Annotated in this window: 11 protein-coding genes and 1 pseudogene; 4 read left to right on the forward strand and 8 right to left on the reverse strand. The window is 42.0% G+C overall.

The window, feature by feature from the left end; translation table 11 throughout:
• Positions 1-45: 45 nt before the first annotated feature.
• Complete coding sequence (locus CHI10_RS16045; RefSeq protein ID WP_095245232.1) at positions 46-1,536, reverse strand: flavin monoamine oxidase family protein; 1,491 nt, start codon at positions 1,534-1,536, stop codon at positions 46-48.
• A 247-nt stretch (positions 1,537-1,783) separates the two neighbouring features.
• Here CHI10_RS16045 and CHI10_RS16050 point away from each other — a divergent pair, with 247 nt between their 5' ends.
• Positions 1,784-5,440: a polysaccharide deacetylase family protein gene (locus CHI10_RS16050; protein ID WP_095245233.1), complete on the forward strand. Its 3,657-nt coding sequence runs from the start codon at positions 1,784-1,786 to the stop codon at positions 5,438-5,440.
• 60 nt (positions 5,441-5,500) lie between these two features.
• Here the strand turns inward: CHI10_RS16050 and CHI10_RS16055 are convergent, their stop codons facing one another.
• Positions 5,501-6,112, reverse strand: a complete 612-nt coding sequence (locus tag CHI10_RS16055; protein ID WP_095245234.1) for a hypothetical protein — start codon at positions 6,110-6,112, stop codon at positions 5,501-5,503.
• A 186-nt stretch (positions 6,113-6,298) separates the two neighbouring features.
• Here CHI10_RS16055 and CHI10_RS16060 point away from each other — a divergent pair, with 186 nt between their 5' ends.
• Together CHI10_RS16060 and CHI10_RS16065 are read left to right on the forward strand one after the other, a co-directional pair.
• The gene (locus tag CHI10_RS16060) at positions 6,299-6,682 is read left to right on the forward strand and encodes a VOC family protein (protein WP_095245235.1); all 384 of its coding nucleotides are present in this window, start codon (positions 6,299-6,301) and stop codon (positions 6,680-6,682) included.
• Positions 6,683-6,817: 135 nt separating this feature from the next.
• Positions 6,818-7,084: pseudogene (locus CHI10_RS16065) on the forward strand (MFS transporter); the annotation flags it as partial.
• 73 nt (positions 7,085-7,157) lie between these two features.
• On the opposite strand, the gene CHI10_RS16070 reads toward CHI10_RS16065, so the two are convergent.
• Together CHI10_RS16070 and CHI10_RS16075 are read right to left on the reverse strand one after the other, a co-directional pair.
• Positions 7,158-7,499, reverse strand: a complete 342-nt coding sequence (locus tag CHI10_RS16070; RefSeq protein WP_095245236.1) for an avidin-fold protein — start codon at positions 7,497-7,499, stop codon at positions 7,158-7,160.
• Between the two features lie 92 nt (positions 7,500-7,591).
• The gene (locus CHI10_RS16075; protein WP_095245237.1) at positions 7,592-8,134 is read right to left on the reverse strand and encodes a GNAT family N-acetyltransferase; all 543 of its coding nucleotides are present in this window, start codon (positions 8,132-8,134) and stop codon (positions 7,592-7,594) included.
• Between the two features lie 135 nt (positions 8,135-8,269).
• On the opposite strand from CHI10_RS16075, the gene CHI10_RS16080 reads away from it, so the two are divergent.
• Positions 8,270-9,679, forward strand: coding sequence for a vWA domain-containing protein (locus CHI10_RS16080; RefSeq protein WP_095245238.1), 1,410 nt, complete (start codon positions 8,270-8,272; stop codon positions 9,677-9,679).
• Positions 9,680-9,726: 47 nt separating this feature from the next.
• On the opposite strand, the gene CHI10_RS16085 is transcribed toward CHI10_RS16080, so the two are convergent.
• The 4 genes from CHI10_RS16085 to CHI10_RS16100 form a co-directional block, all read right to left on the reverse strand.
• Complete coding sequence (locus CHI10_RS16085) at positions 9,727-9,912, reverse strand: hypothetical protein (RefSeq protein ID WP_048011843.1); 186 nt, start codon at positions 9,910-9,912, stop codon at positions 9,727-9,729.
• A gap of 7 nt (positions 9,913-9,919) precedes the next feature.
• Positions 9,920-10,111, reverse strand: a complete 192-nt coding sequence (locus CHI10_RS16090; RefSeq protein WP_370460293.1) for a transcription initiation factor TFIIIB — start codon at positions 10,109-10,111, stop codon at positions 9,920-9,922.
• Positions 10,112-10,187: 76 nt separating this feature from the next.
• Complete coding sequence (locus CHI10_RS16095; protein WP_095245240.1) at positions 10,188-10,697, reverse strand: hypothetical protein; 510 nt, start codon at positions 10,695-10,697, stop codon at positions 10,188-10,190.
• Complete coding sequence (locus tag CHI10_RS16100) at positions 10,694-11,167, reverse strand: hypothetical protein (RefSeq protein ID WP_095245241.1); 474 nt, start codon at positions 11,165-11,167, stop codon at positions 10,694-10,696. The genes CHI10_RS16095 and CHI10_RS16100 overlap by 4 nt, the downstream gene beginning before the upstream one ends.
• Between the last annotated feature and the right edge of the window lie 194 nt (positions 11,168-11,361).

Here is an 11,361-nt window from a genome sequence, read left to right on the forward strand (position 1 = left end):
CACATTTTAACGTCAAAATCAGACATCTCTGTCGCATTTTAGCCTTTATAACCACTTATAATAGCCTCTGGGCAAATCGGTCACTTCCCTTGCAGCCCTTATGCCTGATTGAATCGCTCCTTCTATCCAGCCCGGGGCTGTGGAAGTATGTTCCCCGGCGAAATGAACTCTTCCCTCTGGAACAGGAATAGACGGGTACAGCTCTGTTTCCTGGCTCGGCTTGAACATGGAGAAGGCACCGCCGGAAAAAGGGTACTGGGACCAGCTATGGGAAGCTCCTGTTAAGAAATGCTCGTAGACCTGATTGCCATGAACAACAGCCAAATTGTCGAGGGCATTCCGGATCCGATCCCCTTCCTTAAGGTTATCCCAGGATAACGTATCATCTTCCCAGGTATAGCTTGCCATAATAACCCCCGAACCTGAAGATCCGATCAGATGGCTCGGGTAGGCAGCGAAGCGAATGGGCAGATCTGTCATGAGCTTCCCTCCATGCAGCCCTTCCCGTTCCCAGAATCGATGCTTGAACTGAAGTCCGATTTTTGTTGATGAAACATAATGAAGTTCCCGAATGGCTTTCCATTTATTATGCGAAAATGAATGCCGGGGAACGACTTCAACGAAGGAGAGCAAAGAAAAAGGAATCGTGATAATGGCCAGGTCACCCATTACTGCCAAAGGCCTTTGGCTTAAGGTATGTCTGGCATGAATGGTAACCTGCTGTTGATCCTGTTCTATTTTTGTCATCTGATAGCCGAAATAAAGATTTTCTTTTAACTGAGGCAAAAAAGCATTTGGAAGCTTATCATTGCCTCCCTCTATTTCATAAAAATGAATGTCCGGACTGAATAAAGGAAGCAGCTCCCGCAGAATGGCCGGAAAGCTCAGCTCCGGAAACCCTTCCAGACCCAGCAGAACTTTAATGCTTTCAAGGGCACCGGGAGACAGACTGGCGCCCACCGGGTTGTACCTTAGAAAGAAACTCATAGGATATCTGTCAAACTCTCTAACTACGATATTCCAATTTTGAGCAGGGTTTTGCCTAATAAAATCTGCAACTGGCTTTATTGCCATCATGAGCAGTTCTTCCGCGGTCTTTCCTTTTTCATGCGGAGCAACCGGGTAGCCCAGCATATCCGGATTCTTCTTATAGGCAGTTCGATTCGTTTTTATTCCATTGGCAAAGATCAGGTCCTGGGGTGTTGTGTTTTTGAATTCATTTACTTTTAAACGGAATTTTTTAATATATTCAAGAACTAATGGATGAATATGAGGAATTCGCATGGCGCCCACATCCAGGTACAAATCGTCCATGAACGGCTCTCTCATCGTAAATATCCTTCCGCCAACCCGTTGTGTAGCTTCTAAAACCGTTACATCATGACCGGCTTCCTTCAGCAGTGAAGCAGCCACCAGTCCGGACATACCTGCTCCAACAACAATAATTTTCTTCTGAACCTGTGAAATGCCGAGTCCGTTTCTGATGATAGAAAGCATTTCTTCTGCTGATAACTGCGGATCCCGATAATAGGCCATTCCGATTCTCCTTCCGGCGATCTGACAAATAGCTATTACTTCATCATACTGCCGGACAGCTTTACAATATGCTTCTTTTATGATTAACCTGTTTTACCATTAAAAAATCAGCGCAAAATTTTTACCTACCCCCAAAATCCAGGAATGAAAGCCTAAATTTTTGTTGATGGTCATTTTGAATGAAGGGTTGGGAGTTACAGGCGTCCCCTCCTTACATAATTAACATTACATCTTGGGAGGAATAAATGTGGATCGTTTTTTCAGGTGGATTGTCAGATCCCTGTTTGCCCCTGTGTCTGGTACCGCAGGAGCAATTGCCAGTACTCTGGGCTTCTTTCTGGCATTTTTACCTTTGGATAGTTATAGAATTCCATTATTGTTTGCTTGTTCACTGATTCTGCGCCTTAATATTATTGCCTTGTTCCTGGGCTCTCTGATAACTGTTTTTATTCCATACATACATAAGCTGCCTTACATGGATTTTGGCCCATTAGACGATTTCTGGCTGATTTCAAACCTTAAAAGCGGAATATTATCTTCCGATTCAGTTGTTTCAGGTATTTTAGGAGGGATTGTTGGACTAGTCTGCTATTTTTTCTTCCACTGGTTTTATAATCTGGGGCTGAAAACGAATGTTGGAAAACAGGAATCTATATTTCTTGATCCGGCTAAACGGCGCTGGTCTCTAATCAAACGAATGACTGCAGGCTTCGTTCTATTAATTGCAGTAATATCAGCATTTTTTATTGAGAGCTTAAATACGGCTCCCATGGTTCCTGCATTGACTCTGGAGCAGCACACTTCAAGCCCTCAGATAGAGCCGATTGACACACCCTTCCATGAAAAGGATTCGGCATCTCTGGATCTTGAAACAAACTTTGATGCCAAAATTCCAGAAAATCAAAATCAAGAAGTGTATGGATTCTATGTCAATTGGGACGAAAATAGTAAAGTATCCTTCATGAAAAATAAAAAGTCAATAACTACCTTGGTTCCTGAATGGATGCAGGTTACACCAGACCTAAAGGTCAAGTCTTCAATTGACCCATCCATTGTAAAAGAAGCGAAAGAAAATCAAATCAAGGTTTTGCCATTAGTCAATAATTTTATAGACGGCAAATGGGATTCAGATGTTCTGCACAGGTTATTTACTGTTCCAGGGGCTGAAGACCGCTTTATTGAAGATATGATTTTTTATGTGGTATCAAATAATTTCGATGGGATTAATATTGACTTCGAAGCGATTAAACCTTCTGACAGGGAACATTTTACGCAATTCATGAGTAAGGTCTACAAAGCCTTTCATAAGGTAGATTTACTGGTGACATTGGATGTTCCGCCGAACGATGAAAGCTATGATTATGCTTCTTTGACTAAATACGCTGACCGCGTCATTGTGATGCTCTATGACCAGCATTATGCCATGAGCAAACCAGGTCCTGTCGCTTCAACAGATTGGGTAAAGGAGAACCTGAATCAAGCTGATATTCCCTCCGAAAAATTGGTTGCAGGGCTGGGGACATACGGCTACAATTGGGAAGAAAATTCAAGTGAACCTGCGGCAGAAATGACTTTTGGGAATATCATGAAGTTGGGCAGTGAATCAAACCTCCACACCAATTGGAGTATGGAATCTGGAAACCCCTACTTACGATATAAACAGAATGGAAAAGATCATACTGTCTGGTTTTTGGATGCTGCCACTTTTTATAACCAGATGAACCTTGCCCTAAATAGCGGTTCTGCCGGGATTGCCATATGGCGGCTCGGTTCTGAGGATCCTTCGATCTGGAGTTTTCTTAGCAAGACTAATAAAGCAAAAAAACCATCTCAAGTCCTTACTACCTTTAATAGTCACTTATCAGCCCTTCATACTGGCAGCGGAGAGGTATTGAAAATCGCTTCAGAAACAGAAAAAGGAATAAGGACAATAGAAATGGATTCCAATGGAATGATCAAAAAGGAATCCTATGTCAAATATCCGAAGCCTTTTGAAGTAATCCGCCATGGAAATTCAAGTAAAAAAGAAGTCGTCCTCACGTTTGATGACGGTCCTGATCCAGACTACACTCCGGAAATACTTGATATATTGAACAGGTACCAGGTGAAAGGCACTTTTTTTGTCGTAGGAGAAAATGCGCTCATGCATCCTCAGCTTGTTAAAAGAATTTATGATGAGGGGCATGAAATTGGAAACCATACCTTTACACATCCAGATATTACATCCATTACACCTTCCCGTTTGAGGATGGAATTGAATGCAACACAACGCTTAATTCAAGGCATAACCGGCCGTTCCATGACTCTTTTCCGGCCTCCATACATTGCAGATACGGAACTGGCCACAAGGAATGAGCAGCTTCCTATAATGGAAGCCCAGAACCTTGGCTATACCATGGTCGGCCAATCCATTGACTCTGGAGATTGGCAGGGAGCCACAGCTGATGATCTTGTAAATCAAACATTGGATCAGCTGTCAGAAGGGAATGTCATTTTGCTTCATGATGCCGGGGGTGACCGCTCCAAAACAGTTGAGGCCCTTCCGATTATTATTGAAACACTTAAAAGCCGCGGCTATACATTTTCAACTGCTGCCGGCTTAATTGGGAAAAGTGACAGTGAGATCATGCCTTTTGCTGATAAGGAAAACCCTTATTCTGTATATGATAATGCCGTTTTTAAAATCCTTAAAAATTGGAACACCAGCATCAGCTTTTTGTTTTATTCAGCCATCCTTTTAGGAATTTCGCGTCTTATTTTTCTTGTATTCCTGTCCAGGAAACAGGTAAAGAGGTATAAAGAGACAAAGGTTGACTCTGAATTTACTCCATATGTCAGTGTGGTCATTGCTGCTTATAATGAAGAAAAGGTCATCTGCAAAACTATAAATTCTATTTTAACGAGTGACTATTCTGCTTTTGAAATACTGGTTATTGATGATGGCTCAAAGGATCAGACGGCCCGTGCCGTTGAGGAAGCTTTTGCAGACAATCCCCGCATCAGATTAATTAAAAAAGCCAATGGCGGAAAATCTTCAGCTGTAAACCTTGGATTCAAGGAATCTAAGGGGGAAATTGTGGTTGCTTTAGATGCCGATACGCTTATCGCTGAAAATGCTATTTCACTGCTTGTCAGCCATTTTAAAGATGAACAGGTGGCTGCTGTGTCAGGTAATGTCAAGGTTGGAAATAAAGGGAATCTCCTTACGAACTGGCAGCATATTGAATATGTGACAGGCTTTAACCTCGAAAGAAGAGCCTTTGCCGCTCTCAACTGTATTACTGTAGTACCAGGTGCAATCGGTGCATGGAAAAAGTCTGCGGTTGAAGAAGCAGGATACTTTAGCGAGGATACACTTGCAGAGGATACGGATATCACGCTTGCCCTATTGCGCAATGGAAAGAAAATTGAATTCGAAGAAAAGGCCTATGCTTTTACGGAAGTGCCGGAAGATATTAAAAGCCTGGCAAAGCAGCGCTACCGTTGGGTATATGGGACTCTTCAATGTCTTTGGAAACATAGGGAGGCATTATTTAACAGGAAACATCAGTCATTGGGATATGTAGCCCTTCCAAACATGTGGCTCTTTCAATATGTTTATCAGACGATTTCACCCATTGCCGATCTGTTGTTTATCTTAGCCCTTTTCAGCACAAAGCCTGAAAAAGCAGCCATTGGATTTGTTCTATTTTACCTGATGGATTTCTTTACCTCCTTATATGCGTTCAGGCTGGAGAAAGAAAGCCCTAAACCACTTGCCTCATTGTTTTTACAGCGAATTTTATATAAACAGCTGATGACCTATGTGGTGGTAAAATCGATTTTCTCCGCCATTAAAGGAGTAACTGTCGGCTGGAATAAACTAAAACGCAAAGGCAGTGTGACACAAGATCATCCGCTTTAAACTAAAAGGCCTTTCCCAATAACGGGAGAGGCCTTTTGATTCTTTCATGATCCAGGAAGTCTATGAATTCTTCCCATTGCTTTCTTTATTTTCATTTCCTTTGTCCGCCCTTCTGATCTCAGCTTTTTCTTTAGCAGCCTGAGAAACCTGCTGTCCATGGTTGAGAACTTTTTCAGCAGGACTTGCTGTACTATTCCCTCCCGTGCCTGATGCTGGTGCCTGGGAATCTTTTGGGCTGGTTACAGGTTTTACGGGTTCACTTGTTGTCTTATTTCCTGAAGGCGCAGAAGCAGGCTCCGGAACTGAAGGCTCTTTGGCCGGTACAGATTCCGTTTTAACCACTGGTTTTGCTGCAGGTTTCCGGCTCGATAATTCGGTATCCGTTTGCACAGCAGGAATTGCCTTATTGCTCTCTCCCTTTTTTGGGGATTCTGCAGAAACAAGAGTATTTTCCTCCGTTTTTTGTTTCAGCTTATTTTTTACAGCCACTGTTTTTGATTCAGCCTTTTTGTCAAGTTGTATGTATGCTTCAGATTTCTTTTGAATACCTGTTAAAACAGATGAATTTTCCGCTGAAAAAAGTTCCGTTGCTTTCAAAATGCCATTGGCAGCAGAAAAAGTTATAGCCCCCGCTATTACCATGACAAGGGCTCCCTTAGCTGGTGATTTCATAATATTCTCCTCATGACTAGTTATTAACTATATTCATAGAATACGAATAAGAATCTGTATGTTATGGGGGTATAATTCGACATATATTTTAATTTCATCCTATTCACAAATTATTCTAAAAGGGGTAAAGGGATTTTCCCGTATGTGCAGAATATGTAAAATAATCACAATGAAAGCGGTGAGTATATGAATTCAATTGCTTCCCCGATCGCAGGTAAAGTGAACAATGTGTTTATTCATGTCAAGGACCTGAAAAAGTCGGCTGAATGGTATAGCAGCCTGCTTGGACTGCCTTTTAATACGGATGATGTGGAATCGCCGGTATACAACATTCCGGTCACCTCTCAAACAGGACTTACACTGGATGACCACACCTTTGATCCATCCTTCAAATGGACTCCTTCCGGTCACGTTTTATTTAATTTCTTTGCCCAGGATATCGATGAGGCCTACGCTTTTGTTAAAAATCAGGGTACCACGATTGTGAGAGAAATTGAACGTATTGGAGATTTTGCTTATTTCAATTTTCAGGACCCGGATGGCAATGTATTGATGATCTGCAATTGCTAATGAAAGGATCTGTGGCTAGATGGCCATGGATTTTTTTATTTACAGCATTCCCAGCTGGACATCCCCTTTTTCCTCGCGTATACTAGCGATATTTATGTAAAAGATAGCAGTTTCATAGAAAGTAAGGTGTTTAACATGATTCACAATCCGACTGGAAAAGAGCGGCTTGCGCTGGCTTTCCTTCTCATCATGCTTGGCATATTGGGGCCATTCAATATTGATATGTATTTGCCGGGCTTTCCAGATATCGCTGATGATTTCGGTGCCCGTGCTTCACTTGTTCAGATGAGCCTGACCGCCTGTTTGATTGGACTTGCGGCTGGACAGGTTATTGTCGGACCGCTCAGTGATTCGCATGGAAGAAGAAAACCCCTTCTCATCGTTTTCTTCTTCACCTTAACGAAAGAAAAAACAAAAAGAAGCCGGCAGAGCTTAAAGTTGCATGCGGAGGGATAATCCCCTCCGGCTGGCACCCTTAATCTTTTACTTCCTCGATAATCGACTGTCCTTCAGTTCCTTCATCTTCCTGCCATTGCCATTTTTCATGCAGCCTGATGCGGCCGTCCGCCAATATTTCAGGAGTGGAGAGACATTTTCCGCTGCGCAGCTGATTTTTGTTATTCACATGGTTATATCTGAATTCCAAACATCCGTTTTCATTGGCAATACCAATCAGCGTCCCCTGAATGATTTCTCCCCCGCCATAAGCAGCAGAAATGATATTCCCTTCCTGCTTATAATGAAAAAAGGTCTTTGATGAGACTTCACCATTAGCAGTATTTTGCACAGAAACAAAGGTACGGCCATTGTAGTTCATGAAAATATCCTCCTGGTATGTATCGATCTATCAACACCGTCTGGAGTACCCCCACTTCAAATTTACATTAGTAAATTAAGTGGCGGGAGTATTCATAAATCCCCTTTTAAAATGGAGTACATATACAAATCATCAAATTTCCCATTGGTATATTCATAATGCCTAAGCAGTCCTTCTCTCGTAAAGCCTTGCCTTTCAACCAGCTTCTGCGATGAGAGGTTTTTTGGCTCGATCAAGGCTTCTATCCTTTCAAGCCCAAGGTCTTCAAATCCGAATTTCAACACCCTCTCAAGGGCTTCATTCGCTATTCCTTTTCCCCACTGCTCCCTGCTTAGTTCATATCCGACTTCACTTCGGTGATGTTTCGGATTCCTATTCAGGAATCCGCAGCTCCCTATGACCTTCCCTGAATCCTTTAAGGTGATGCCCCAGCGAATGCCTGTGCCATTTTTATAAATGGATTTATACCATTCTATTTCTCCAAGCACCTCTTCGGGCGTTTCACAGGCTGAGATTCCCATATGCTTCACAACCAGCTGATCTGACAGGTATACAAACATATCTTTTGCATCTTCTTCGGTTGCTTCTCTTAAAATTAATCTTTCTGTTTCAAGAATCGGAAATGCTTTTTCCAAGGGACTGCCTCCTCTGCATGATAACTACCTTCAACTATACCAAATTGCTGAAAAAAATCCTATCTTCTGGAAATTACAGCTTTATCCATGTTACACTCTATAATTGGTAAACAATAAACAAAGAGGAGAATTTCTGTGAAACGATATGGTCTATGGCTGCTGTCTGCCGGATTGATTCTTTCCGCCTGCAGTAATGACAAAGAGAAAACAGCTGCTGATTCACCTGTTAAAGAAGAGCAAAAGAAAGAAGAAAAGCAGGAAAGCATTTTAGCAGAGTCCAAGAATATTAGTTTAGAGGTCTCTGAAGAAACCCTGTTAAATTTGCCGCCTGGAACATTAATGGATGACCTTACATACGAAAAAAACATTGAACCCATTGATGTTTCACCGGTAACGGATCCTGAACTATTACGGGAGATGACTCCCAAACTGGAAGAACTGACGAAGGAAGCCAAAGATACAGACTCTATTAAAAAAGGGCTAATTTCCCTGCTGGCGAGTCCACATTATAAAGACATCATTGAAAAGTCCAATGCCTACCAGCCGAATTTTGAAGAACCTTACCTGCCGGATCCCACCAAGTCAGTACAGGCAGAAGAAGAAAAAAAGGCAGCAGAACAGGCGATTATTCTTCTGGATGCCAGTTCAAGCATGCTGCAGCAGGCAGACGGTAAGGTGAAAATGGATATTGCCAAAAGTGCAGTTAAGAGTTTCGCCCAGACGATTGGCCAAAGCAGTGATGTATCGCTTGTGGTATACGGTCATAAAGGCTCAGAGGCAGACGCGGATAAAGAAATTTCCTGCTCTGGTGTGGAGGAAGTTTATCCGATGAGCAAATACTCCAAGAAGGAATTTCACGAAGCTGTTGATTCATTTGAAAGCAAAGGTTGGACGCCCCTTGCCGGAGCCATTCAAAAAGCAGCAGAAATGAGCAGCGGCTATGACGGATCCACCACGATCTATATTGTCAGTGACGGAGCCGAAACATGTAACGGCGACCCCGTCCAGGCCAGCAAGAACCTTGTGAAAAACAACAGCAGTAATACTGTAAATATCATTGGGTTTGATGTAGACGGCAAGGCTGAAGATCAATTAAAAGCAGTAGCCGAAGCCGGCAACGGGGAGTACTTTAAAGCAGACAATCCCGACGATCTGAAAGACACCATTCAATATGAGTGGCTTCCGTCTGCCGGCGATCTCGCATGGGCTTTTACAATGGCACCCAGCCCATGGGAGATGATAGATGAGTATAAAATCGGTGAAGTTTATCCCCGCCAATTATTTACAGTCGGCAGGCGTGAAGCACATCGAATCCTGGATGCCGTCACCATTATGGGAGATAACGGCTGGATCACGGATGAGCAGCGATCCGAACTCCGTGAATGGGGCTATGAACGCAGCGGCCAAATGAAGGATCTGTATATGAAACTTCATGAAAAAAACCGGAATACAGCTGAAACGGAAAGTGCTGAAATTAAACAGAGAGTAGACGAATGGGTTGAAAAAATGAAGGCTCTGAAGAAAGAACGCGGGGATATTTGGTGACAAAATGTTTAAGAATGCTCCGGGCGGCATGCTCTGAGCATTCTTTTTTACTCTTTGGGTATGAAAATAAAATTCCTCTTCAGCTCGGCCTCATTAATGGAGATCCGATACGATAAATCTTTTGTCCGCAGTACATATTCTTTAATGCCAATAAATTCAGATTCCGCAATCAAGTAAAAGTGCGTACCCTTTTTTAATCCTTTAAAATGATTCTTTAACTTAAATTTTTTCATGATGCTCCTACATTCTATTTTTAAACTTCTCAGGCTTTTTCACATACCCTTCAATGATAAAACCGCAGCTGGTGCAAATAACGTATTCAATATCAGAACCGAGACTCATCTTATCCACAGGAAACATTCCCCCATAACCTGAATGCTTTCCTTTCCCCAGCTCATTTGATCCGCACTTTGGACATATTTCTGCTTTCATATTCATTCTCCTTTCCGTTTCTTTTAAAAAGTCATACGCCCGGAAGCAGGAAAAGGTTTCATGAAAACATTGCGGCCTATTTAGCTGCTGTAAGTGATTCCTTTGATTTGAGCACCTGAATATAAACACCTGTCAGTGTCTGAGTCAGCAAAAAGATTGGGAAAGAATGAATGAGCTTATACCCTTTTTGCAGGGTAATAATATCTGCCGCCGTTAAAACCCATTGAAAAAAAACACCAAATAATGCCCATACCAATACATAAATAATGAACGTTTTTTTGCTGATGTTCAGTTTTTCATAGAGGTAAAAAAAGAAGTAGCCAAATGGTGCAAATAAGATATAGTAAAAAATATCTGTCACTTCATAATTATTTAGATCATTAATCTTATAAAAATCGGTTCTGCCTCCGCCTATTGTAAAATCATAAAGGATCCCGATAGCAATGCCCCAAAGCAAACTCAGCACTCTGATCTGCTTCACGAGCCTGTCCGGCCTTCTGATAAGGAGAAAGTAAACAAGGTAGGCAGCAGCAATCATAAGCAAAAGATAAAGCTCGTTGTTGCCAAATTCCTTCCACAATTTCATGCTTCATTCACCCCTCTTGTTTTAAGCTGTCCAAAATAATTCAGTAAAAATTGAACCACTAAATGCAGGAGGAATAAATAGATGATTTCATAGCCAATATTCCATTTTTTATAATCCACAATTCCAAAATACCTGGCAATCATCACAGCGGAAACAAGGAAAGCAACGGAAACCGCCACTTTAATTAACTTTGAACCCAGCGAAGGAGCTGTCCTTACTAAATTTAATGTGATCGCTAATGTGATTGGAAGCGTTATGCTCCTATGTATTAAAAAGCCGGAATTATCTAAGATCTGCTGGGAAATATCCGCCATATTCAGTTCTTCATAAACAATCCACGTATAATTAATATGAATGACCATCGCCGACAGATAAACAAAGGTATTTTCAATAAACGTCAGTTTCTTATTCATCGAAGTAAACAGCAAAAGCACCAGCCAGGCCAGAAAAACCAAAAGTACGAACCCCATATAACATCAGCCCCATATTTTTTTGTTAGTATTTGCGGGGTAGGAAAAAATATTCTGTCGTGGCTTTCTTTAGCTGTATAGTCGAGGCTCGGTTCTGACTCAAACACTGCGTTTTCTGTTTTTTGTGTCCGAAGTTGGGCCAGGTTCTGACTCAATCACCGTGTTTTCTGCTTTCTGTGTCCGAAGCTGGGCCA

The sequence above is a fragment of the Bacillus sp. 7894-2 genome (genome assembly GCF_002272225.1).
GTDB lineage: Bacteria > Bacillota > Bacilli > Bacillales > Cytobacillaceae > Cytobacillus.

Coding starts and splice junctions, on each gene's coding strand:
- CHI10_RS16085 (WP_048011843.1), bottom strand. CDS start 9,912: ATGAAAAAATTTAAGTTAAAGAATCATTTTAAAGGATTAAAAAAGGGT.
- CHI10_RS16070 (WP_095245236.1), bottom strand. CDS start 7,499: ATGAACTACAATGGCCGTACCTTTGTTTCTGTGCAAAATACTGCTAAT.
- CHI10_RS16090 (WP_370460293.1), bottom strand. CDS start 10,111: ATGAAAGCAGAAATATGTCCAAAGTGCGGATCAAATGAGCTGGGGAAA.
- CHI10_RS16060 (WP_095245235.1), top strand. CDS start 6,299: ATGAATTCAATTGCTTCCCCGATCGCAGGTAAAGTGAACAATGTGTTT.
- CHI10_RS16055 (WP_095245234.1), bottom strand. CDS start 6,112: ATGAAATCACCAGCTAAGGGAGCCCTTGTCATGGTAATAGCGGGGGCT.
- CHI10_RS16100 (WP_095245241.1), bottom strand. CDS start 11,167: ATGGGGTTCGTACTTTTGGTTTTTCTGGCCTGGCTGGTGCTTTTGCTG.
- CHI10_RS16095 (WP_095245240.1), bottom strand. CDS start 10,697: ATGAAATTGTGGAAGGAATTTGGCAACAACGAGCTTTATCTTTTGCTT.
- CHI10_RS16045 (WP_095245232.1), bottom strand. CDS start 1,536: ATGGCCTATTATCGGGATCCGCAGTTATCAGCAGAAGAAATGCTTTCT.